Source organism: Neisseria sp. HMSC064E01, from assembly GCF_001808875.1.
In the GTDB taxonomy this organism is placed as follows: domain Bacteria; phylum Pseudomonadota; class Gammaproteobacteria; order Burkholderiales; family Neisseriaceae; genus Neisseria; species Neisseria sicca_A.
On the sequence record NZ_KV794923.1, the window covers coordinates 21,557 to 44,900 of the forward strand.

At 53.3% G+C, this 23,344-nt stretch carries 25 protein-coding genes; 11 read left to right on the plus strand and 14 right to left on the minus strand.

Translation table 11 applies throughout. The features are described from left to right. Positions 1-52: 52 nt before the first annotated feature. Entirely contained in the window at positions 53-841 is a 789-nt protein-coding gene (locus tag HMPREF2572_RS04905; RefSeq protein ID WP_070496486.1) for a class I SAM-dependent methyltransferase, read from the minus strand. Positions 842-1,197: 356 nt separating this feature from the next. Next, positions 1,198-1,944 (minus strand): pimeloyl-ACP methyl ester esterase BioH, encoded by a 747-nt coding sequence (gene bioH / locus HMPREF2572_RS04910; RefSeq protein WP_070496487.1) that lies wholly within the window; start codon positions 1,942-1,944, stop codon positions 1,198-1,200. On the opposite strand from bioH, the gene HMPREF2572_RS04915 reads away from it, so the two are divergent. From HMPREF2572_RS04915 to HMPREF2572_RS04930, 4 genes are all read left to right on the plus strand, one after another. Then, positions 1,943-2,695 carry a ComF family protein gene (locus tag HMPREF2572_RS04915; protein WP_083294154.1) on the plus strand — a complete coding sequence of 251 codons (753 nt, stop codon included), beginning with the start codon at positions 1,943-1,945 and terminating at the stop codon, positions 2,693-2,695. The genes bioH and HMPREF2572_RS04915 overlap by 2 nt on opposite strands. 63 nt (positions 2,696-2,758) lie before the next feature. Next, positions 2,759-3,223, plus strand: coding sequence for a tRNA (uridine(34)/cytosine(34)/5-carboxymethylaminomethyluridine(34)-2'-O)-methyltransferase TrmL (trmL, locus tag HMPREF2572_RS04920; RefSeq protein WP_070496488.1), 465 nt, complete (start codon positions 2,759-2,761; stop codon positions 3,221-3,223). 147 nt (positions 3,224-3,370) lie between these two features. Then, complete coding sequence (locus tag HMPREF2572_RS04925; RefSeq protein WP_070496489.1) at positions 3,371-4,096, plus strand: septal ring lytic transglycosylase RlpA family protein; 726 nt, start codon at positions 3,371-3,373, stop codon at positions 4,094-4,096. Positions 4,097-4,332: 236 nt separating this feature from the next. After that, positions 4,333-4,665: a zinc ribbon domain-containing protein YjdM gene (locus HMPREF2572_RS04930; protein WP_070496490.1), complete on the plus strand. Its 333-nt coding sequence runs from the start codon at positions 4,333-4,335 to the stop codon at positions 4,663-4,665. A 305-nt stretch (positions 4,666-4,970) separates the two neighbouring features. On the opposite strand, the gene ftsY is transcribed toward HMPREF2572_RS04930, so the two are convergent. Both ftsY and murI read right to left on the minus strand, forming a co-directional pair. Then, positions 4,971-6,422 carry a signal recognition particle-docking protein FtsY gene (gene ftsY, locus HMPREF2572_RS04935; protein ID WP_083294156.1) on the minus strand — a complete coding sequence of 484 codons (1,452 nt, stop codon included), beginning with the start codon at positions 6,420-6,422 and terminating at the stop codon, positions 4,971-4,973. Between the two features lie 128 nt (positions 6,423-6,550). Continuing rightward, a complete protein-coding gene (gene murI / locus HMPREF2572_RS04940) occupies positions 6,551-7,363 on the minus strand; it encodes a glutamate racemase (protein WP_099048535.1) in 813 nt (270 codons plus the stop codon). A gap of 252 nt (positions 7,364-7,615) precedes the next feature. On the opposite strand from murI, the gene tsaE reads away from it, so the two are divergent. Both tsaE and HMPREF2572_RS04950 read left to right on the plus strand, forming a co-directional pair. Further along, on the plus strand, positions 7,616-8,092 hold the full coding sequence (tsaE, locus tag HMPREF2572_RS04945) for a tRNA (adenosine(37)-N6)-threonylcarbamoyltransferase complex ATPase subunit type 1 TsaE (protein WP_070496491.1): 477 nt from the start codon (positions 7,616-7,618) through the stop codon (positions 8,090-8,092). Next, positions 8,074-9,333, plus strand: coding sequence for an N-acetylmuramoyl-L-alanine amidase (locus tag HMPREF2572_RS04950; protein ID WP_070496492.1), 1,260 nt, complete (start codon positions 8,074-8,076; stop codon positions 9,331-9,333). Before tsaE ends, HMPREF2572_RS04950 begins: the two co-directional genes overlap by 19 nt. A gap of 92 nt (positions 9,334-9,425) precedes the next feature. Here HMPREF2572_RS04950 and HMPREF2572_RS04955 read toward each other — a convergent pair whose 3' ends face one another. The 6 genes from HMPREF2572_RS04955 to HMPREF2572_RS04980 form a co-directional block, all read right to left on the minus strand. After that, positions 9,426-11,138, minus strand: a complete 1,713-nt coding sequence (locus tag HMPREF2572_RS04955; protein WP_003743659.1) for a flotillin family protein — start codon at positions 11,136-11,138, stop codon at positions 9,426-9,428. A gap of 358 nt (positions 11,139-11,496) precedes the next feature. After that, positions 11,497-12,189, minus strand: coding sequence for a transglycosylase (locus HMPREF2572_RS04960; protein ID WP_070496493.1), 693 nt, complete (start codon positions 12,187-12,189; stop codon positions 11,497-11,499). Positions 12,190-12,273: 84 nt separating this feature from the next. Further along, positions 12,274-12,837: a hypothetical protein gene (locus tag HMPREF2572_RS04965; protein ID WP_070496494.1), complete on the minus strand. Its 564-nt coding sequence runs from the start codon at positions 12,835-12,837 to the stop codon at positions 12,274-12,276. Between the two features lie 78 nt (positions 12,838-12,915). Beyond that, the gene (locus HMPREF2572_RS04970) at positions 12,916-13,581 is read right to left on the minus strand and encodes a YqiJ family protein (RefSeq protein ID WP_070496495.1); all 666 of its coding nucleotides are present in this window, start codon (positions 13,579-13,581) and stop codon (positions 12,916-12,918) included. A 46-nt stretch (positions 13,582-13,627) separates the two neighbouring features. Continuing rightward, positions 13,628-14,110, minus strand: coding sequence for an OsmC family protein (locus HMPREF2572_RS04975; RefSeq protein WP_070496496.1), 483 nt, complete (start codon positions 14,108-14,110; stop codon positions 13,628-13,630). 68 nt (positions 14,111-14,178) lie between these two features. Continuing rightward, positions 14,179-14,406 carry a hypothetical protein gene (locus HMPREF2572_RS04980; RefSeq protein ID WP_070496497.1) on the minus strand — a complete coding sequence of 76 codons (228 nt, stop codon included), beginning with the start codon at positions 14,404-14,406 and terminating at the stop codon, positions 14,179-14,181. 128 nt (positions 14,407-14,534) lie between these two features. Here HMPREF2572_RS04980 and HMPREF2572_RS04985 point away from each other — a divergent pair, with 128 nt between their 5' ends. After that, a complete protein-coding gene (locus HMPREF2572_RS04985; RefSeq protein ID WP_070496498.1) occupies positions 14,535-14,879 on the plus strand; it encodes a hypothetical protein in 345 nt (114 codons plus the stop codon). A 54-nt stretch (positions 14,880-14,933) separates the two neighbouring features. Beyond that, a complete protein-coding gene (locus tag HMPREF2572_RS15045) occupies positions 14,934-15,383 on the plus strand; it encodes a PepSY domain-containing protein (protein ID WP_029609886.1) in 450 nt (149 codons plus the stop codon). A gap of 88 nt (positions 15,384-15,471) precedes the next feature. Here the strand turns inward: HMPREF2572_RS15045 and HMPREF2572_RS04995 are convergent, their stop codons facing one another. The 4 genes from HMPREF2572_RS04995 to HMPREF2572_RS05010 form a co-directional block, all read right to left on the minus strand. Beyond that, positions 15,472-16,134, minus strand: coding sequence for a PspA/IM30 family protein (locus HMPREF2572_RS04995; RefSeq protein ID WP_070496499.1), 663 nt, complete (start codon positions 16,132-16,134; stop codon positions 15,472-15,474). A 42-nt stretch (positions 16,135-16,176) separates the two neighbouring features. Next, positions 16,177-16,938: a hypothetical protein gene (locus HMPREF2572_RS05000; RefSeq protein ID WP_070496500.1), complete on the minus strand. Its 762-nt coding sequence runs from the start codon at positions 16,936-16,938 to the stop codon at positions 16,177-16,179. 82 nt (positions 16,939-17,020) lie between these two features. Beyond that, a complete protein-coding gene (locus HMPREF2572_RS05005; RefSeq protein WP_070496501.1) occupies positions 17,021-17,311 on the minus strand; it encodes an NTF2 fold immunity protein in 291 nt (96 codons plus the stop codon). Positions 17,312-17,337: 26 nt separating this feature from the next. Next, the gene (locus HMPREF2572_RS05010) at positions 17,338-17,838 is read right to left on the minus strand and encodes a hypothetical protein (protein ID WP_070496502.1); all 501 of its coding nucleotides are present in this window, start codon (positions 17,836-17,838) and stop codon (positions 17,338-17,340) included. A 192-nt stretch (positions 17,839-18,030) separates the two neighbouring features. On the opposite strand from HMPREF2572_RS05010, the gene polA reads away from it, so the two are divergent. From polA to HMPREF2572_RS05025, 3 genes are all read left to right on the plus strand, one after another. Continuing rightward, a complete protein-coding gene (gene polA, locus HMPREF2572_RS05015) occupies positions 18,031-20,820 on the plus strand; it encodes a DNA polymerase I (protein WP_070496503.1) in 2,790 nt (929 codons plus the stop codon). Positions 20,821-20,994: 174 nt separating this feature from the next. Continuing rightward, complete coding sequence (locus HMPREF2572_RS05020) at positions 20,995-22,065, plus strand: ParA family protein (RefSeq protein WP_070496504.1); 1,071 nt, start codon at positions 20,995-20,997, stop codon at positions 22,063-22,065. A 362-nt stretch (positions 22,066-22,427) separates the two neighbouring features. Next, entirely contained in the window at positions 22,428-23,267 is an 840-nt protein-coding gene (locus HMPREF2572_RS05025) for a mechanosensitive ion channel family protein (protein WP_070496505.1), read from the plus strand. The last annotated feature ends 77 nt before the right edge of the window (positions 23,268-23,344 follow it).

Consider the following 23,344-nt stretch of genomic DNA (forward strand, 5'->3'; position numbering starts at 1 on the left):
AAACCTGATTTTCAAGTTTTCAGACGACCTTTCATTTATTCCGCTAAACCGTTCAGTCTTTCGGATAAAACCGCACCACATTTTCCCCCTCGGGCAGCGTCAATTTTTTCACGGCATGGCCGTACACGGTTTCGAGCGTGACGGTCAGACCGCCTTCGGTTTCGAAAATCTTATCCACAAACGCTTCAGCCGCTTTGTCATCGCTGAATTTCAAGGCGTGCCATAGCCCTAAGGTTTCCATGTCCTGCCGGAACGTCGCCGCCTTGCGGTAACTCAATTCGAGCTTGGCGGTATCGGTCACGGGGTCGTAGAAACCGTTGTCGGCAAGCATGTCGCCGAGGTCGTGCATATCGATTAAGGTCGGCGTTTCACACGCTATCCCCGCGCTTTTCAGACGACCTGTCAGCTCGGTCAGGCTGTCGCGTCCGAAATGGGTGAAGAATAATAAACCGTCTGTTTTCAAGGCGTTTGCCCAGTTTTTCAGGACGGGCAGGATTTCGTCCGCGCGGGGCAGGCTGAGGTTCGCCCACAACATATCGGCAGCGGCTTCGGGCAGCGGGTCGGTTAGGGCTTGGCAGTGTTGCGGGACGGTTTTGCCGGTGAGCTTTTGCCAAAAACCGCTTTTGCGCGCGGCTGCGGCGGTTTGAAGGAAGTCGGCGCGCGGGTCGTATTCTTCGAATACCGCGTTCGGATAACGCGCGGCAAGCAGGCTGCGGCTGATGTCCGCGTCCGCACCGACCAGCAGGACGCGCTTGGGCGCGTTGCGGACGATTTGCAGCCGCTCGTCGGTGTCTTGGGCGAGATGGCGGTGGATTTGCCAGCGTTTGTCTTGGGGGTTCATGTTTCAGACGACCTTTTTCTTCTTTTTTGAAGGGTGGGTTTGCGTGCCGCCATTTAGGGTGTATAAGAATGGCGGTATGGATTTCTTTTAATTTCAATTGACTATATTAAAAAACAGTAACCGCTGCACTCGGTTACCTGCTTCCTCTTTTGTCCGGCGGGAGGGGATGGCTCTATTTTATTCCGTACATCCAAAACCACCCCCATCCTAACCTTCCCCCGCCGGACGAGGGAAGGGATAAGGCTGTCGTTGCAGTAACGAGGCATCGTTCCTGCCGACGGATTTCACACTCTGAAGCCTTGTCATTCTTTAAGTTTTGGATTCACGCCTGAACGGCAACAACGGCAAAAAGGTTTTCAGACGACCTTTTCGACAAAGCCGCGGTAGCGTTCGGCAAATTCGTCGGCGTGGCTTAAAAACGGGGCGTGTGCCGCTTTTTCCATCAATACCAATTCGCTGTCCGCCAGATGGCGGTTGAGGTATTCGCCCATGCGCGGCGGGGTGATGGCGTCTTTTTGTCCAAACACCAAAAGCGACGGGGTTTGGATGCTTGAAAGCAGGGGGCGGGCATCGGCTTGGTTGACGGCGTCCAACGCGGCTTGCAGGGCAGGCGGTGCGCCGTGGCGGGAGAGGTCGGGCAGGATATTGCCGATGATTTCGGCGGCGTTTGGTGTGTGCAGCAACTGTAATTGTAGAAACTGTTTGATATGTTTGGCATAATCCTGCCGGAACGCGCCGACCATCTTGCCCAAAGCGGGATTGGACAGTCCTTCGGGGTAGTCCGCGTCGGCGGTCAGGCGGGCGAAACTTGCGGTCAGGCAGAGCGAGCGGACTTTGTCGGGGCGGCGTGCGGCGAGATGGAGCGCGACCAAGCCGCCGAGCGACCAACCGAGGATGTGGGCGGGCGTGTCGATTTCTTCGGCGAAGGCTTCGGCAATTGCGGCGATGTTGAAGTTTTCGGCAAAGGGTGCGTCGCCGTGTCCGGGCAGGTCGAGGGCTCGGATGTCCCAATCGGACGGCAGGCGCGGGATGAGGTCGTCGAAGACGTGGCGGTTCGCTGCCCAGCCGTGTATCAGATAAACTTTTTTGGCGGAGTGCGGCATGGCTGTTTTCTCTATGGATGTGTTTTCTTGGTGGCGCAATGCGGGATGGCGGAACAAAAGCCGTTGCGTATTATGCCACGCCTTGGTTTCGGCGTGCGAAACCCGGCCGTATGGCGGTTTTTGCGACGGTTGCGCGGCGGACTTGGAAGAATTTTTTACGGACGCGGCAAACAGTTGCCCTTTGTGTTTCCGCTCGATACAGGGCGGGGCGGTGTGCGGCGGCTGCCAGAAGAAGCCGCCGGCATTTGAGCGGATGTGGGCTTCGCTGTATTATGAGCCGCCCGTCAGCAGTATGATACGCGCGTTGAAGCATTTGGCTGACCTCGGCATGAGCCGTCCGCTGGCGGAACTGATGCGCCGCCATGCGCCCGACTGGTTGGAAACGGAGCGTTTCGATTTTGTGCTGCCCGTGCCGTTGAGCAAAGAAAGGCGGCTGCACCGCGGCTTCAACCAAAGCGAGGAATTGGCGGATATTCTGTCCGGACATTACGGCTGGACGCTGCTGCCGCGACGGACGGTTTTCAGACGACATCGCGAGCCGCAAAGCACGCTGAAAAGCGCAGACAGGGTGCGCAATATAAAAAATGCTTTTGAAATCAATGGTCATATCTCGAAAAACTGTAATATTTTGTTAATCGACGATGTGTTCACCACCGGCTCGACGCTGAACGAACTGGCGCGGACGCTGAAAAAATCAGGCGCAGGCAAGATTTTTTGCTGGAGTTTGGCGCGTCCGCCAATGAAAAAATAGCTAAAGTTTTTGACACCTGCGGAACATTTCGGCATTATGCCCCTCTATAAGTGATTGATTTATATGTTTACCATAGTTTTGTACCAACCCGAAATCCCGCCCAATACGGGCAATATCATCCGATTGTGCGCCAACACCGGAGCCGATTTACATCTGGTCAAGCCGCTCGGTTTTCCGCTGGATTCGGCAAAAATGAAGCGTGCAGGTTTGGATTATCACGAGTTTGCAAAACTGACGGTACACGAGAATTTCGAAGATTGTCTCAAAGCCTTGGAAGGGCGCCGCATTTTCGCGTTGACCACCAAAGGTAAAACCCGTCCCGACGAAGTTTTCTTTGTTGAGGGCGATGTCTTTTTGTTCGGTCCCGAGACACGCGGCCTGCCCGCCGAAATCCTCGACACCCTGCCCGAAGGGCAAAAGCTGCGCCTGCCCATGAAGCCCGGCAGCCGGAGCATGAATCTTTCCAACACCGTCGCCGTGATTCTGTTTGAAGCATGGCGGCAAAACGGTTACGCAGGCGGTGTATAACATCCGCAAGGGAGTCTCCCTGAGCCGTTTGACAAAAACCAAGGCGATACTGTTTAACAGCTTGGTTTTTGTCAAACCGCCAATACGTCGTCTGAAACCGCTTGGGAGCCATCCCGCCGCGTTATCAACTCAAGAACGGACTACGTTTTGACTTTATCTAAAATCACCCTTTTCTCCACCCTGACTGCTGCTGCAATCAGCATCCTTTCCATTCATTCCGCCTCAGCCGACTCCATCGTCCGCGCCGAGAAGCTGAGTTCCTCAGCAAACCGCAGCTACAAAGTCGCCGGCAAACGCTACACGCCGATGACCAAAGTATCCAACTTCAGCCAAACCGGCAACGCCTCATGGTACGGCAGCCAGTTCCACGGCCGTAAAACTTCCAGCGGCGAGCGTTACAACATGAACGCCCTGACCGCCGCCCACAAAACCCTCCCCATTCCCAGCTACGCCCGTGTGACCAACACCAAAAACGGTAAAAGCGTCATCGTTCGAGTCAACGACCGCGGCCCTTTCCACGGCAACCGTGTGATTGACGTGTCCAAAGCCGCCGCCCAACAATTAGGTTTCATCAACCAAGGCACGGCACACGTCAAAGTCGAGCAAATCGTTCCGGGTCAAAGCGCCCAAGCCTACAACGGCCAAGACATTTTCGTCGATTTGAAATCCTTTGGTACCGAGCGCGAAGCGCAAGCCTATATGAACCAAGCTGCGGTAAACCTTTCTTACGGCAAAATGAATCCGAAAGTTTCCATGGAGAAACGCGACTACGAATACGTCGTCAAAATGGGTCCGTTCACCTCGCAAGAGCGTGCCGCCGAAGCCGAAGCCAAAGCACGCGGTTTGATTCAGGCAGCTTCGCTGTCCCTCTAAGCCGTATCGGTATTTTCAGACGACCTGTTGCAAGACAGGTCGTTTTGTATTGAAGCATAGGTACAAAGCCGTCGTATCCTTGCCTCCTTTCCCTTATATAGTGGATTAAAATTGCAATGATACGGCGTTGCCAACGCCCTTATGTACTACCCGTACACGGCGGGCGTTGCCGCCTTGTCTCATTTTTATTTTAATCCACTATAATTCCCCGCTTCTCAACCAAAGGAATCCCCACCATGTCCCTCCCACCTTGCCCGCAATGCCAATCCGAATACACCTACGAAGACGGCAGCCAATACATCTGTCCCGAATGCGCGTTTGAATGGACGGAAAACGACGGCGAAGCCGCCGAAGAAACCCTGAGCGTCAAAGATGCCAACGGCGCCATGTTGCAAGACGGCGACACCGTCGTCCTGATTAAAGACCTCAAAGTCAAAGGCAGCTCCATGGTTATCAAGCAAGGAACCAAAGTAAAAGGCATACGCCTGCAAGAAGGCGACCACAATATCGGTTGCAAAATCGACGGCAGCGCGATGAATTTGAAATCAGAGTTTGTCAAAAAGGCATGATATTGGTATAATAATCGTTGGTGGGTCGCTAGGCCGACCTGAAAACCGTTTGTAAAGCTACTTGTCTCCGTAAGGGTTGCTTTCAAACGGTTTTCGCTTTTTTTCGGCAGGGGAAATAGGCGTTGCACAAATTGACGGCAGCGATATTTCGTCCGCCACATCAAACAAAGGTCGTCTGAAACCTGTTTTCGGTTTCAGACGACCTTTTTCATGGTGCGGCAAAATGGCTGTGTTGAATCAAAACGCATCCGTAGGCATTTTGCCGTATCGGGATTTTTCGTTATCGGACTGTTGCCCGATTTGGCTTAGTCCAACAACGCGTCCACAAACGCGCGCGCGTTAAACGGACGCAAATCGTCTATGCCTTCGCCCACGCCGATATAGCGGACGGGGACGGGGCGGTCGGAGGCAAGCGCGGCGAGGATGCCGCCTTTTGCCGTGCCGTCGAGTTTGGTGACGATTAAGCCGGTCAGTCCTAACGCTTCGTCAAAGGCTTTGACTTGGTTGACGGCGTTTTGTCCGATGTTGGCATCGAGGACGACGATGATTTCGTGCGGTGCGTCGGGCATGGCTTTTTGCAGCACGCGCTTCACTTTTTTGATTTCTTCCATCAAATGAAGCTGAGTGGGCAGGCGACCGGCTGTATCGGCAAGCACGATGTCGATGCCGCGCGCTTTGGCGGCTTGGACGGCGTCGAAGCAGACGGCGGCGGAATCGCCCGTGGTTTGCGAGATGACGGTTACGTTGTTGCGTTCGCCCCATGCCTGAAGCTGCTCGCGGGCGGCGGCGCGGAAGGTGTCGCCGGCGGCAAGCAGCACGGATTTGCCCTGCGCTTGGAAATATTTGGCGAGTTTGCCGATGGAGGTAGTTTTGCCCGCGCCGTTGATGCCCGCCAGCATGATGACAAACGGCTCTTTCGTCTCGGGCAAGACCAGCGGTTTTTCCAACGGCTTAATCAGGTCGTACAAGGCTTCTTTTAATGCACCGCGCAATTCGTTGCCGTCTTTCAGCCCTTTGAGGCTGACGCGGTTGCGCACGTCTTTCATCAGGTATTCCGTCGCTTCCATGCCCATGTCGCTGGTAATCAACACGGTTTCCAGCTCTTCGTACAAATCTTCGTCGATTTGCCCGCCGCCGAACACGCCCGCCAGCGATTTCGCCATTTTGTCACGGGATTTGGTCAAACCCTGTTTCAAACGTGCCGCCCAGCCGAGTTTGGGTTCGGTTTCGGACGTTTCGGATGTTTCAGATGACGTGGCGACGGCTGTATTTTCAAGGGGTTGTACGGAATGTTCTTCGGATGCGGCAGGCGCGGCTTCAGCTTGGGTTTCTAAGGTTTCAACGGCTTCTACGGTTTCAGACGATCCTTCGCTGACTGCTTCATGGACGTGTTCGACCGCGGCGGAAACATTTTCGGCAACGGTTTCGCTGACGGCTTCCACGCGCTCTTCCACCTGTTCGACTGTTTCAGACGACGTTTCGCTGACTGCCTCGCGGACGTGTCCGACCGTTTCGGAAACATGTTCAACTACGGTCTCGCGGATTTCTTCGGCGTGCTCTTTTGCACTTTCTACCGCCGTTTCGACTGCCGCCGTCAGCTCTTCCGCTTTTTCGCCGATGTTTTCCTGAACCGTTTCAAGCGTTTGCGAAACGGTGGTTTCGACGCGTTCTACGGCTTCGGCAGCGGTTTCCTGAATGCGGGTTTCTTCTTGAGCGGGCGTTTCCTGTTTTTTCTTGCGGCGGAAGAAGCTGAACATTGAATTTTCCTTTTAATTTTAGAAACTTGAAATAGGGCGTATTGTAGCGTATTTTACGCGGCAAGGTCGTCTGAAAACCTTGATATCGGTTTTCAGACGACCTCTCGTTTTGGCATGCGGGATACGCCTTATCCCAGCGAGACCATTTCGATTTGTTCCATGCTGCGTCCGAGGAAGCGTTCGCCTATGGTGCGGAAGCGCAGGGGGATGTCGCTGACGTAGAAGCGGTAGTCGGGGCTGTCGTTTTCAGTGTTGAGCAGCCCTGCTTGGGCGAGCGCTTGGGCGGTGGCTTCGGCGGTGGTGATGGCGGAATCGACCAGGGCGACGTTTTGCGCTTCTTTGCCGATTAGGGGCTTGAGCAGCGGAAAGTGGGTGCAGCCGAGAACGAGTGTATCGATGTCGTCCACCAAGAGCGGCTTGAGGTATTCGCGCACGGTCAGGCGGGTTACCTCGTGGTCAAGCCAGCCTTCTTCCACCAGCGGCACGAGCAGCGGTGTCGCCTGCGTGCGCACGAGCGTGTCGGGATTTTGGGCGTGGATGGCGCGGGCGTAGGCGTTGCTGTTGACGGTGGTGTTGGTGGCGATGATGCCGATTTTGTTGTTGCGCGTGGTGTTCAAGGCGGCCTGCGCGCCGGCGGAAATCACGTCCAATACCGGCATATTGCCTGCTTTTTGGCGGATTTTCTGTCCGGCAACGGCGGCGATGGTGTTGCACGCGATGACCAGTGCCTTGACATCGTTTTCCAGCAGGAAATCGACAATCTGCATGGCGAAGGTTTCGATGGTGGCGCGGGATTTGGTGCCGTAGGGAACGCGGGCGGTGTCGCCGAAGTAGATGATGTTTTCCATCGGCAGGCGTTCCATCAGGGCGCGGACGTTGGTCAGGCCGCCGACGCCGGAATCGAAAACGCCGATGGGGCGTTGTTTGCTGATAGTCATGATGCGGTTTGTACGGATTAGGTATGATGGGGCGGATTGTACACGTTCGGCGCAAGGCTTAACAGGGACGGAGGTCGTCTGAAAGGGTTTGGGTTGTGTGGAAACGGCGTTTTCAGACGACCTCTGAAGCGTTTGGACGGCAAACGGCAAAGATACCGATTGAACATCTTTATCTAACTTTATCCTCCCTTATGTTTGCAAATGCCCGTAAATACAGCATAATTAAGATTTTTAGAACACGACAAGGCTGATTTCATGAGCGAGGGCGCAACCTTTTCCCGCCGGCTTCCCGACGAAGAGTCCACACTCGATCTGGGCGGAAGTTGGGCAAAATCGCTGCGCGCGCCATTGGTCATCCATCTGCAAGGCGATTTGGGCGCGGGAAAAACCACGTTCACGCGCGGCATCCTGCGCGGACTCGGACACACCGGCGCGGTCAAAAGCCCGACCTACGCCATCGTCGAATCCTACCCGCTGGAAGCGTTCACGCTTCATCATTTCGACCTTTACCGCTTTGCCTCGCCCGAAGAATGGGAAGATGCGGGTCTGGACGACCTGTTCTCCCCTGACAGCGTCTGCATCATCGAATGGCCGCAACAGGGCGGCGCGTTCACTCCGCCCGCAGACATCACCGTATGCCTGAATCACGCCGCGCAGGGCAGGACCTGCACCGCTACCGCACACACCGCCAACGGACAAAAAAGTTTAGAAGCATGGTTAAATTCAAACTGACACGAAGACAAGTCGTCCGCCAAACTGCCGGACTGTTGTTCACCCTCACGCCGATTGCCTCCGCCCTCGCCAAAGCCGCGCCGCCCGCCCAATTCGTCGCCGCCCGTATTTGGCCTTCGCACGCCTATACCCGCATCACCATCGAAAGCTCGCGCGCGCTGCAATATCAGCATTTCGCCTTGGAAAACCCCGGCAGGCTCGTCGTCGACATCCAAAACGCCAACATCAACAGCGTCCTGCAAGGCATTTCCGGCAAAGTCCTGCCCGACGACCCCTATATCCGCAGCATCCGCGCTGGACAAAACACCCCGACGACCGTGCGCGTCGTGATCGACCTCAAGCAAAACGCTCATCCGCAAGTCTTCTCGCTTGCCCCTGTCGGCGGCTTTAAAAACCGCCTCGTGATCGACCTTTATCCGCACGGCGTCGATGCCAACGACCCAATGATGGCGCTGCTCAACGGCAATCCGCCGAAACGCATGCAAACGCAACGTCCTGCCGAGCGCACGAACATTGCCCAAGACACGCCTCCGCGCTCCAACCGCGGCGGCCGCCGTCCCATCGTTATGATAGACCCGGGTCATGGCGGCGAAGACCCCGGCGCGATCGGTCCGAGCGGCTTGAAAGAGAAAAACGTCGTCCTCTCCATCGCCCGCGAAGCCAAAAAACGCCTCGAAGGCATAGGCTACACCGTTTACATGACCCGCAACGAAGACATATTTATCCCGTTGGGCGTGCGCGTTGCCAAAGCCCGCGCCCGCAATGCCGACGTGTTCGTCTCCATCCACGCGGACGCCTTCACCAGCCCGTCTGCGCGCGGTACAGGCGTTTACATGCTCAACACCAAAGGCGCGACCAGCTCCGCCGCCAAATTCCTCGCTCAAACCCAAAACAACGCCGACGCCATCGGCGGCGTTTCCAAAAGCGGCAACCGCAGCGTCGATAACGCCATTCTCGACATGACCCAAACCGCCACCATGCGCGACAGCCGCATACTCGGACATTCCGTCCTGACCGAATTGGGCAAACTCAACCAGCTCCACAAAGGCCGCGTTGACGAAGCCAATTTCGCCGTCCTGCGCGCGCCTGATATTCCGTCTATCCTTGTCGAAACCGCCTTCCTGTCCAACCCGACCGAAGAGCGGCTGCTCGGCAGCGACTCCTTCCGCCGTCAATGCGCCGATGCCATCGCCACCGGCATCCAAAAATACGTCAATACCGCCGTATTGCGCAGAGGGTAAGCTAGGTTTTCCGGAAAAGATAAAAGGTCGTCTGAAATCCTGTTTCAGGTTTTCAGACGACCTTTGCTTTCAGACCTTCTTAACGGCGCGGCTTATTCTTTGCCGATGCCTTTATCCAGTCCTTGCGTCAGACCGTTGATGTCGCCGCCGTTCAGACCCAACTCTTTCAAGAGGCCGTCAACCAGCGGGGCTTGGCTGCGGTAGCGCAGGGCGCTGTTGACCATTTGGTCGGCGAGGCTGGCTTGTGTGGTTTGACCGTCCGACACGCCTTCGGAGCCGTTGGCAGCGCCGCTGAATCCGCCTAAGCCGTTGACTTGCAGAATCTTGATGTCGTCGATGTTTTCCATCGGACGCACGGATTCGCGGATGATGTCGGGCAGGTGTTTCAACAGGGCGAGGCGCACTTGCATTTCGACTTGCTCGACGCTCAGGACGTTGGCGGCTTCGTTCACGGCGCGGGTACCTTCGGCATCGACTTTGTATTGCTGCTCTTGCGCTTGTGCCAACAGGACTTTGGCATCGGCTTCACCTTTGGCTTGCAGGCGTTGTTTCTCGGCTTCGGCTTCGGCGGCGATGCGCACGGCTTCGGCGCGGTCTTGCGCGGCCTGTTTCTCGGCTTCGGCGGCGACAGTAAGCGAAATCGCATCTTTTTGCGCGGCTTCTTCGGCGGCAATCAGTTCGACCGCTTTGGCACGCTCGGCGCGTTCGGTTTCGCGTACGGTAATCACGCTTTCTTCTTCACGCACGGCGGCGGCGCGGGCTTTGTCTGCCTCGGCTTTGGCTTCGGATTCGGCACGCGATTTTTCGGCGACGGCGATGGCGCGGTCCTGTTCGGCAAGCTCGATGGCTTTGCGGCGTTCGACCTCCGCCTGCTCGACGGCTTGGGCTTTGCGGATGTCTTCGTTTTTAATGTCGCGTTCGGCGGCGATGCGTTTCAAATCCACTTCGCGTTCGGCGGCGATTTTGGCTTCTTCCGCCTCGCGTTTTTTCTGCGCTTCCTGCTCGGCAATGCTGGCTTCCTGTTCGGCGCGGCGCACGGCGATTTCGCGTTCTTGTTCGAGTTTGGCGTATTCTTCTTCGCGCGAGATTTTCAGGCGTTGCTGCTCGGCTTCGAGGTTTTTGGTTTTAATCGCCAAATCGGTGTCTTGTTCGATTTCGTTACGTTTTTTGCGGCGGCCTTCGATAGTTTCGGTCAGTTTGGTCAGACCTTCCGCGTCAAACGCGTTTTGCGGGTTGAAAAACTCAAAGCTGGTTTGGTCGAGGCCGGTCAGGGAGACGGTTTCGAGTTCGAGGCCGTTTTTAAACAAGTCTTCGCTCACGACTTGTTGCACTTTCTGAACGAAATCAACACGTTTTTCGTGTAACTCTTCCATCGCCATTTCGGCGGCAACGGCGCGCAGTGCATCGACGAATTTACCTTCGACGAGGTCTTTCAATTCGTCGGGCGACATGGTTTTCATACCCAGCGTTTGCGCGGCGGTGGCAATGCTCTCGGCGCTCGGTTTGACGCGGACATAAAATTCCGCCATCACATCGACGCGCATCCGGTCGCGGGTAATCAATGCCTGCTGAGCCGCGCGGCGCACTTCGAGGCGCAATGTGTTCATGTTGACGGGGATGATTTCGTGCAGCACGGGCAACACCATCGCGCCGCCGTTCATGATGACTTTTTCGCCGCCAAAACCGGTACGGACGAAGGAGACTTCTTTGCTGGCGCGGCGGTACAGGCGGGTGAGGATAAGACCGAGTACGAATAGCGCGACGAGTATGACGCCGGCGATGATGCCGATGGAAACTAAGTTCATGGGTTTTCCTTTCTTGTTGTCGATATACCCTTGAGGGGCGTGGGTTCAGACGGTTTTTTTAGGGTTTGGGGTCGTCTGAAAGGTTAAAAATTTTGGGTTTTAAAGGTATTCGGATTCTTGAATCCGACAATTTGGGTTATGTGCAATACGGCTGAAGCGGAGCAATTCGTCGGATTCAAGAATCCGACCTACCATTTCTGTTTTTTGCAAACCGTAGCGTAGGCTTTGCCCGCGAAACCTACTGTCGTTTGAATCAAACGATCATCCGAGCTGTTTGCTTCGTGGACGAAGCCCACGCTACGGACTTGGTTATCTAAATAGGCATCATGTCGAATTACGTCGGAGACGGATATCTGACCTACCACGTTTTCTGTTGTTGAGCATATTTTTGGAACAATTTTGCCAACCCATTCCAGCAGTAATATGCAGCACATCCCGACAGTACGGTTAGGATGAAGATAAAGCAGAAAGTAGCAGGCTCAATTCCTTCAGGCAATGCCATTTGGCGCAGAAGCGCATACAGGCAGAGCAAGATGGTTGCCGACCATAACAGTGCAAAAATAAAGCTCCATATCAGCCGCCATACCGTTGCACGGACTTCGGTATTTTTCCGTAGCCTGTAATCGGCAATCAGCCGTTTACCGCGCAAATATGCAGACACGCCCGCCAAGCCGCTAAAAATCAGGCAAAAAACCACCAATCCTATGTTTTGTTTATCGAAAATGATGCTTGCAAAAAATAAGGCGAAAAATGTTTCAAGCGTCCATATTGCCCAATGAATGGCGGGGTAGCGGATTTGCGGGTTTTCAGACGCCCTGAACCAGCCTGTCAGTCGTCCGCCGAAATAGATACCGTACCACGTCCCTGCCGACAATAAGGCGACGAGTATCAGATTTGCAGGTTCATTGCCCACTCTGGTCAGACCATACAAAGCCGTTACACCCGACAGAAACGCGGCAAGCCACAATATTAAGGCCGCTGTCCGTTTCAGCCATAATGCTGCCGAGTTGGATTTTTCCAAACTTGGCTCGTTGTTAAGAGAGTTATCCATACAAATTTGTTTTCCTAATTATTGTTTTGTGTTTTATCAATATTCTTGGGTGTTTCTTTTTTCGCAGTCTGATAGCTGGGTATCTTACCTTGAATACCACTGCCAACCTGTTAATTCAATAAATGCGTTTTGGGAAGCTGTTGTACAAATATTGTGTCTTCCTAAGCCCAGCAGCCCGCCGATTAATGTTGTTCCCCTGCGTTCGGTAATTAGACTGACTCCGACGATGTTCCGTATATGGTCAAACTTCCTGTAAGCCCCGTCATGTCCGCCTTGATAACGGATGCGTCCGAATGCGCCGTAAATAATCAATTTTTCGCGATCAATATAAATAGATTTTCGGGTTGTCAGCCCGCACCACCAACGTTCCGCATGCCACAACCACCATAGCGTGAATACAATAGCCAGCAGCCAAGTCATGTTGCTAGAAAGCGATAGATCCATCCATTTCACTATCTTCAGCCAGAGACCGCCTACGCCGATGAGGCCGAACAAGAAAGCAACCAAGGGCTGAAACAACAAACCTCTAAATAACGAATGTTTAAACAGCAGCCCATCGCCGACAACGATGACACCTCGCGGCAGCTTGTTTTTCAACGCTTCGATGCGGAATTGCATATCGCGCTCAGGCTGCGCCAAATGATCCATATCTATCCCCGTTTTGTTTTTCTAATCTGATAAAAATGATGGTTCATTGCAAACCGGCGTTTATCTTTTCAGACGACCTCAATCCACCAAGCTTCCGCTCGGGTTCAAAATTGCCTTAAACGTATTTCCCTCCAGCGACACCAGCAACACCGCGTCGCCCTGTTTCAACACTTCGTCGGAATCCGGTTCTGCCATCACATAATGCTGCTGTCCGTACACATCCTTCACCCGCACCTGCGCCGCGCTGCCTGCCCGCGCCTCGCCCAGCACTACCGTGCCGATGCGTCCGATCAGGCTTTCCTGCGAAACGGCGGTGGTTTCGTCTTTGGGCATGATTTTGTACAGCCCGCCCGCGGTCAGGCGCACCAGCGGCAACGAAATGAACCACACGGCGACTGCTGCCAGCCATCCGTTCAGATAGCTGCTGAACACGGTGGCAAAGGTCGTCTGAAAGAGATAACCCGTCAGTCCGTACACGGCAAGGAACACGACCATCAGCATCAACACCGGCACGCGACCGACATACAGCCAGCTCAGAAACCTGACGAACACGCCTGCGTCCGCCGCGTCCAGCCCGACTTCGGCGTGCGCAGTTTCGGTCAGGCTGTCGGGCAGCAGGTTGTCCAGCCAGTCGCTGATGCCGCCCGCCAGCATGGAGATGACTTCCAACACGCCGAGTAAAACCATCAGCGCGATGGCGATGCCGAAGATTTCTGTTTCGGGGGCGTTGATTAAATTCCACATTATCGTGTTCCTTTTTATTCTTGCATTTCAAAGGGGTATTGGGTTTTCAGACGACCTCTTTGCACTCAATCTCTGCGCGGCATTCAATCGGAAAGTTGACCGAGTTGGCGATGAAACACAGGCGGTGCGCTTCGTGATGCAGTTCTAAAGCCTTGGCGCGGTCGCTTCCTGCGGCGATGGTAACGCGCGGCTTCAACACGGCGGAGACGAAACGCCCCGCGTTCCCATTCCCACCTTCGTCCATCACCGCTTCGGCGTGGTCGGTGTAGGCGGTAACGCAGATGCCCGCATCGGCACACAGGTGCAGGTACCATAGTTTGTGGCAGGCAGAAACGGCGGCCAACAGCATTTCTTCGGGGTTCCAGCGACCTGCATCGCCGCGGAAAGCAGGGTCGGCGGAACCGTGCAGGTCGGGCTTGCCCTCGGCGGAAACGGTAAAGTTGCGCAAATAAGCGGTGTAGGATGATGTACCTTCGCCGAGATTGCCCGTCCATGTTGTTGCGGTGCGGTAGGTGTGTTTTTTGCTCATTTTGACATTCCTTTCAATTATTTACTGTTCGCGGCAATAAAGACGGTATCCGCCTTGAAACGCTGACTTTAGTTGAGCCAGAAATAGGCAGATACGCCTGCTGTTACGCTGATGCCCAGCCACAGCAGGATTTTGGTTTCCGCCCATACGTCATCCCAATACCGCCCCCGCAGCGCGCTGATAATGTCGGGCGTGCAATAGAATTCGACGCATTCGACAAATTCTTCCCAATCCTTAAACATCACAAAGTAAAGCAATACGGCGGTTAGCAAACCGATCAAAATGGCAAAAATCATCAAATTCCCCTATTTTTCAGACGACCTGTGCGTATCGTAAAGAAAGGTCGTCTGAAACCGCTCCTAACTTTTCCCTAAGTCCTGCGTGTTTAAATGTCTATACCGACAACAGACGCAAAGGGAACGAAATGAAACATTCTCAGTCGCAATATACAAAACCGTCCAAACCGCTTTTGAAAAAATTGCTGCTTCCTGTCGCCGCTGTTTGCGCCATTTTTCTTGCAGCAGAAGGTTTCGACCTTTACGAAGACTACGCCCAATACCGCATGGAGACAGACCCTGCGTTCGCGCAACACCACGACCGCGCTTTGTCCATCCTGCACAGCAGGGGCTACGAAGTCCACGATTCCGACACCGACCTGCATTGGGCAAGACCCGTTTTGGAATTTGAGGCCTACAAAGGCAGCTTGGAATACAAAATCGTGATGTCTTATCCCGATTTGAACATTATCGAAGAACGCGTTGATTTATAATCCGCTTCCGAATATTCTTGATTTGACTTACCCCACGTCCCGAAAGGATACGACATGAAAAAACTCTTACCGGTATTACTCTTAGGCAGTATCGCACTGACCGCATGTGCCGCCCCTTATCCTTACGACTATTACGATGACGACTATCGTACCGACCGCTACGAGCAGCGTTATGACCGTTACGATGACCGCTATGATGACCGCTATGATGACCGTTATGAGCGCGATTACGACCGTTATGACGACTACCGTTACCGCGACGGCAAGTATTACGATGACGACTACATCGAACACCAAATTTACAGCGATCCGTCTTTCGAGCAAAAACGCGCACAAGTGATGCGGATTCTCGAACGACGCGGCTACCAAGTTCACGAAATCGAAGCCGATGACCGCCGCGGTCGCCCCGTATTGAAAGCCGAAGCCTTCAAAAACGGACGCGAATACGACATCGTTTTCTCATGGCCGGATTTGCGCATCATCAGCGAACGCATCGACTACTGATCCGTTCCTCCATACGCCGCAAGGACAAGCTCCGCGCGGCGTTTTTCTTTTCAGACGACCTTTCCGACAAAGGAAGTCGTCTGAAAACTTATTTTCCTGCCTTCAAGGCTGCCAATCGTTCGGCAATACGGTTGTTGCGGCTCAAGTCTTCCAATTCCTTCAATTTTGCCAACTGCGCCGCATCGGTGCTGCTGTGTACCGCGTTCTGACGACCCATCACGCGGTCGAAAGCGTTGCCGCTTTTTTCGGCATCACGGGCGATGCGGTTGAGGTCGCTGCCACCTGCCGCTTTGCCTGCGCCCGTGCTTTGCTGCGCGGCACGCCAGTCTTGCAACTGCTGCTGCATCTCGCGTTTTTTCGCCTGCAAGGCGGCGATAAAGCCCTCAAGCTCTTTTTCCTGCGCGGCACAGTCGGCGATGGTGTTTTCCAAAACAGGCAGACGCGCTTCGATGTCCATCTGTTCGGCGATGCCCGCCTCGGCAAGGTCGTCGCGCCCAGCGGCTACGGCGGCTTGCAGGTTGGCATCGATGGCTTCGTGGCGGTTGCTTTCGGCCGCCATTTTCTTGGCGGCAAGGTGTTTCTGCGCCAACACTTTGCCCAATTCGGCACGCACTTCGTCCACCGCCCGCTCAATTTCGCGGATGCTCTCGTTCATAACCGCCTCAGGCGCAAGGTTCTCCGCCGCATCAATCAGGGCATGAAAACCGCCGCTCACCAGACGGCCCACTCTGCGGGATAGGGTTTCGCTCATTTGGATTTTCCTTTCTTTATAAAATCATGAGAAATATTGTGTTTAGCGGGCATTTGATTGTGCCAACCAGTCGTAACATTGCTCCCATGACAATGTTTCGTTTTCGTCTTCTTTGCCTTCCAGCAGGGCTTGTTCTAAAGCTCGTCTGAATGTGGCGCGGGTGTCCGGGTGGGCAAACCAAGCCGACAGTCGGGCAGCGAATTGCGTTCTATTTGGACAATGCTCGGGCAGATAGCAGACTTTGTACCAATCCGGCTCGTTGCTGCCATACGGAATCTCTAAATACAAGTCGACAAATTCACGTAAAGCTGCCGTTTTATCCGCCTGTTCCGTCCACACTGCCAGCAGTTCGTCGACAACATCCAATCCGGCAAATTGAAACATATTCAGCCAAACGACCAAGCAGCCTTCATAGCGGGGCGCGGTCAGTTGCGAGTCGAACCAAGCGGCGGCGAAACGTTTTAACCAATCGATTTCTTCTTTTTTCCAGCATTCAGGCAAATCGCAACGCAACTTATCGAGCAACGTTTCATCAAGCGATCGGACATCTTCCTCGTTGACCAAAGCCTGCAAAATACGCGGCAGAAAATGTTTCATGTCTAAAGCCGTCGCAGCTCCTTTGTCCAAAGGCACGCTGCCCAAATACGCCTGCAACATATCGGTAGGAATCTCGCGTAACGGATACTCCAACAACGCCTGTTGGAAATCTTCGGGAGAGCAGCTGTTGCAAGTGCAGATATTCAGCGGGAAGCACACGCTGTAAGGTGCAAATAATTCATATGCTTCTGCTATCCATTTTTCCATCTTGTTGCCTCTGTCTTTGATGTCCGACATGAATGTTTAGGAATGAGAGGGAAGGGGATTTCAGACGACCTCAAACCTTGCACTACTTGCTATGCGTGATTTCTTCCAGATGACCGTTTGCTCCGATAACGGCGCGGAAATTGCCGCCCAATGCTTTAGGTGGTTTGCCGCTAATAATCCAATGTTCCCCGTCTTTTTTCACTCGATACGGCTTTTGCGCTTGAGCGGTTTGTTTGCCGTAATGTTGCGTCACATAAATTTCGGTCAGTCTCAGGACTTGCTGCTCGGTAACAGGTTGTGCGCCGCCGTCCGCGTTCACTGCCAAAGAGGGATAGATGAACATAAAGGTCAGAAGCCAATGGTGGATTTTCATTTTTCAGTCAGCCTTTTATTCACATCCTAAACCTCGCCCGCCTGCTGCACAATATTCGCCAGTTTCAAAGTGTTTTCAAGCTGTTGCAGCACGGTATCGTCGTATGCCGCGCCTTTGCCGGTTACGGCGAGCTGCAAGATGCTGTCGGTCAGGCGGACGATGCGCCACATCAGTTCGCGTTCGTATTTTTTCAAATCGTCGAGGTCGGCTTCTTCGGGCAGGTCGGCGGCGAGCGTCGCGCCCAAGTCGGGCAGCTGCTCAAACAAACGCGCGACGATATGCGAATGCGCTCCCGCCTGCTTTTCTGCGTGCAGCACGTCATGTTTCGCCGCTTGGAAAAACTGCTCCTGCGCCGTCAGCGCGGAACCGTAATCGCGCGTCTGCGTATGCGCCAAACGCGCCTGCTTGAGCAGCTCGCGGATTTTTTCAGACGGCGTATTCGCGCCTTCGATTTTTAATTCGGCAATAAAATCAGCGTCTTCCTGGGTGATTCTCACGCTGACTGGGATACGGTTTGTCGCATTCATATTCGTTTGATTTGTTTTGTATTCATTTGTATGCAAATATACAAGATGAAATGACAAGGCGCAATATTTGAAATGGTTTATTTTTGTAAACACTAGGACGCGCTGAAACACGTTTGCGGATACATGGGGAGAACCGAGCTTTTCCTTTATAATCCATCCATCTATTTTTCACTTATTTCAAGCAGGTTCACCATGTCCAAACCCACTCTCCTCCTCGTTGACGGCTCTTCTTATCTTTACCGCGCTTATCACGCGATGGCGCAGTTGTCCGCACCTGACGGTGCGCCGACGGGTGCGCTTTACGGCGTGTTGAACATGTTGCGCCGGCTGCGGGCGGATTATGTGCACGATTATTGCGCGGTGGTGTTTGATGCGAAGGGCAAGAATTTCCGCCACGAGATGTTCCCCGACTATAAGGCGACGCGCCCGCCGATGCCGGACGATTTGCGCCCGCAGGCGGAAGCCTTGCCGGATTTGGTGCGGCTGATGGGCTGGCCGGTGCTGGTGATTCCACAAGTCGAAGCGGACGACGTCATCGGCACGCTGGCGGCGATGGGCGGCGAAGCGGGTTGGAACGTGGTGGTGTCCACCGGCGATAAGGACATGGCGCAGTTGGTGAACGAACGCGTAACGCTGGTGAACACGATGAGCGGCGAAACGCTAGACATTGAAGGCGTGAAGGCGAAATTCGGCGTGCGCCCCGACCAAATCCGCGATTATCTCGCGCTGATGGGCGACAAGGTGGACAATGTGCCGGGCGTGGAAAAGTGCGGCCCGAAAACGGCGGTGAAGTGGCTGGAAGCCTACGGCTCGCTGGCTGGTGTGATGGAACACGCTGCGGAAATCAAGGGCAAGGTCGGCGAAAACCTGCAAGCCGCGCTGCCCCAACTGCCGCTGTCGTATGATTTGGTAACGATTAAAACCGACGTGGACTTGCACACCGAGCTTTCAGACGGCCTCGAAAGCCTGCGCCGCACTTCGCCGAAATGGTCGCAGCTTGCGGTCGATTTCAAACGCTGGGGCTTCCGCACTTGGTTGAAAGAAGCGGAAAGCCGTATGCACGAAGCGGCGGACGGCGATTTGTTTGGCAGCGATACGATAGGCGAACAGGCGGCGTTGGACATGGAAACGTCGTCTGAAAAAATCATAGAACATGCCCCAGCCCCCGAAAAGCTGGATTATCAAGCCGTTACTACTGAAGCGCAGTTTGCCGCCTTGTTGGACAAACTGTCGCAGGCGGACAAAATCGGCATCGACACGGAAACCACATCCCTAGACGCGATGAACGCCTCGCTGGTCGGTATCAGCATCGCGTTCCAAGCAGGCGAAGCGGTTTATATCCCCGTAGGGCACAGCCTGACCGCCGCGCCCGAACAGCTTGATTTGCAAGACGTATTAGGTCGTCTGAAACCGCATTTGGAAAACCCCGCCCTGAAAAAAATCGGGCAAAACCTCAAATACGACCAACACGTTTTTGCCAACTACGATATCGCCCTGAACGGCATCGCCGGCGACGCCATGCTCGCTTCCTACATCATCGAGAGCCATCTCGGACACGGCTTGGACGAATTGTCCGAACGCTGGCTGGGCTTGGAAACCATTACCTACGAATCGCTGTGCGGCAAAGGCGCGAAGCAAATCGGTTTTGCCGACGTCGCCATTGAGCAGGCGACCAAATACGGCGCACAAGACGCCGATTTTGCCCTGCGCCTCGAAGCGCACCTGCGCGCGCAAATGGACGCCAAACAGCTTGAAATGTATGAAAAAATGGAGCTGCCCGTCGCGCAGGTATTGTTTGAAATGGAACGCAACGGCGTGCAAATCGACCGCGCCGAACTCGCCCGCCAAAGCGCGGAACTCGGCGCCGAGCTGATGAAGCTCGAACAAGAAGCCTACGCCGCCGCAGGCCAGCCGTTCAACCTCAATTCGCCCAAACAGCTTCAAGAAATCCTGTTCGACAAAATGGGCATCCCCACCAAAGGCCTGAAAAAAACCGCCAAAGGCGGCATTTCCACCAACGAAGCCGTGCTCGAACAGCTCGCGCCCGACTACCCCCTGCCCAAAATCATCCTGCAAAACCGCAGCCTGGCGAAACTCAAATCCACCTACACCGACAAACTGCCCGAAATGATTTCCCCCAAAGACGGCCGCGTGCATACCACCTACGCCCAAGCCGTCGCCATTACCGGCCGTCTCGCCAGCAACAACCCCAACCTGCAAAACATCCCCATCCGCACCGCCGAAGGCCGCCGCGTGCGCCGCGCCTTCACCGCACCGCAAGGCAGCGTCATCGTTTCCGCCGACTATTCCCAAATCGAGCTGCGCATCATGGCGCACCTCTCCGGCGACAAAACCCTCATTACCGCGTTCCAAAACGGCGAAGACGTACACCGCCGCACCGCTGCCGAAGTATTCGGCATCGCCCCCGAAAACGTCTCGTCCGAACAACGCCGCTACGCCAAAACCATCAACTTCGGCCTGATTTACGGCATGGGCCAATACGGCCTCGCCAAATCGCTGGGCATAGACAACCTGTCCGCCAAAACCTTCATCGACCGCTACTTCGCCCGCTACCCCGGCGTCGCCGAATATATGCAGCGCACCAAAGAACAAGCTGCCGCCCAAGGCTTCGTCGAAACCCTGTTCGGCCGCCGCCTCTACCTGCCCGACATCCGCAACAAAAACGCCAATGCCCGCGCCGGAGCCGAACGCGCCGCCATCAACGCCCCCATGCAAGGCACCGCCTCCGACCTCATCAAACGCGCCATGATAGACGTGTCCCGCTGGCTGGTTTCAGACGACCTGAAGAGCAAACTGATTATGCAGGTGCATGACGAACTGGTGTTGGAAGCACCCGAAGCCGAACTGGATTTGGTGAAAGAAAAACTGCCGCAGATTATGGCAAAAGTGGACGAAGGGATGTTGAAAGTGCCGTTGGTGGCGGAGGTCGGTGTGGGTATGAATTGGGAAGAGGCGCATTGAAACCAAGTTGATTTGGTTTCAATGAACAATAACTGTATGCTATGTAGACGACTTTTCTTCAGATAATACCATTTCAAAAATGGACTTAAAGCTATATAAATTCCTGCAAGTAAATGAATATTTGCAGTATAATTATTAATTTATTCGTACATTAAAATTCTGAGAGAAAATAAAATGGTCAAATCTATTTGTATATTCAACCATAAAGGAGGGGTTAGTAAGACCACTACAACATTCAATTTGGGTTGGAGCATGGCAACCAAAGGCAAAAAAGTACTGATGGTTGATTTAGATGCCCAATGCAACTTGAGTGGATTAGTTTTAGGTTTTGATAGTCTCTCTGAAGACACTGGATTAATTGATTTTTATGCTAAACGTGAAAATCTTCATATGGGAAGTATTGTTGAAGCACTAGTTGAAGGCGTTTCTCCTGATAGTTTTTTAAGTACTAATAGAGGAGATGTTTATGAAACTAGTCAAGAAGGATTATTCCTGCTCCCTGGAAATCTTTCGGTTGCAGATTTGGATGCTCAAATCAGCGTATCATTAAAGATTGCTATGGGCGTTCCAGCTACTAGAAATATTCCTGGAAATCTACCTAAAGTACTCAAGATGGTAGCTGAAAAGCTTGGTGTTGATTATATTTTATATGATTTAAGTCCAAATGTCGGAGGATTAAACGAAGTAGTACTCATGTCATCGGATTATTTTATTGTTCCTACTTCGCCAGATTTTTATTGTTGGCAAGCTATTGGTTCTCTTGCCACACATATACCCAGATGGCATGAGGAAATTAGGCGTTTTAAAGAAGCTAATAAATTTGGAGCAGATTTTTCGATTAAAAATCAACCGACCTTCATTGGAGCAATTCAGCAACGTTATCGTCCAAGAAATGGTTCTGCTGCAAAATCTTTTGAATTATGGATAGAACGTATACGAAATGAAATTAAGGATACATTAGTACCTAAACTTAACGAATTAGGATGTGCGATTGATCTTGAGACCTTTCAAACAATCGTATCAACTAGTGGTTTACAACCATATGACTTAGCAAATATCGCCGATTTTAATTCATTAATCGCAATGAGCCAAAAACTTTCAAAACCGGTTTTTGCTTTGACAGACAGCGATATTAGGGACTCAGGGCAATTTGGCCATGCGCTGGAAACTATGAAAGACAATAGAAATACATTTAATGAAGAATTTAATCAATTATCTGATAAAGTTATACGATTAACTCAATAAGATGCGGGTAAGCCAGCTGTAGATTGAATACTTGTATCCGACAAAAGCCTACCATCTCAGAAGCCGTCGGATTCGAGAATCCGAACTACTGAAACTGGGCATCGGGTGTAGGGTGTGTGCAGTACGCACGCGCTAGTTGAAACCCAAAACCCATCCGAGGTCGTCTAAAAACCTATCTCATGGTTTTCAGACGACCTTTATTCTTCCAGCCGACAGGCATACAATCACGGGCGCGGTTTCCTTCATGGATTCAATACGACCTAGGTACACGGTTTTAAGGTCGTCTGAAAATGTGAACAGGCTTGCTGCAAAACCAATTAATATCCAAATTTCCAACCATTCTTTAACCATAAATAAAAATCATGAATTTCGATCTTGAAAACCTCTCTTCATTCTCAGGCTGGGAACGCCTCGCTGAAACCGGCATAGCATTCGGTACCAACCTCGTTGCGGCGTTGGCGATTTTCTTTGTCGGCAGATGGATAGCCTCCCGTCTCGTCATCCTGATGAAAGCTGCGCTAACCCGTGCCAAAGTGGACAGAACGCTGGTGAGCTTTCTGGGCAACGTAGCCAATATCGGCCTGTTAATCCTGATCATCATTGCCGCGCTGGGCAAACTGGGCATCCCGACCACGTCGGTTACCGCCTTAATCGGCGGCGCGGGCTTGGCGGTGGCTTTGTCGCTGAAAGATCAACTGTCGAACTTTGCCGCCGGCGCGCTGATTATTCTGTTCCGTCCGTTTAAAGTCGGCGACTACATCAAGGTCAACGGCTTCGAAGGCTTTGTTAGCGAAATTAAAATGGTGCAGACTGCGCTGAGTACGCCGGATAACGAAGAAGTCATCCTGCCCAACAGTATTGTCATGAGCAACTGCATCGTGAATCGTTCTTCCATGCCGCTGTGCCGCGTGCAGGTGGTGGTCGGCGTCGATTACGGCTGCGATCTGAAAGCCGCCAAAGCCGCCGTTTTGAAAGCCGCCACCGAGCATCCTTTGTGCGTACAGACCCAAGGCAAAGAGGCAGTAACATATATTACCAACTTGGCCGACAGCGCCATCGAAATCACGCTTTGGGCGTGGACGAACGAAGCCGATTTGGGCGCGTTCCGCTTCGGGTTGAACGAGCAGGTAGTGGAAAACCTGCGCGCTGCCAATATCAATATCCCTTTCCCGCAGCGAGACGTGCATATCATCCAGCAGTAGTAGGTCGGATACTTGTATCCGACAAAAGCCGCTGCCATCTCAAATAGCCGTCGGATTCGAGAATCCGACCTACTGAA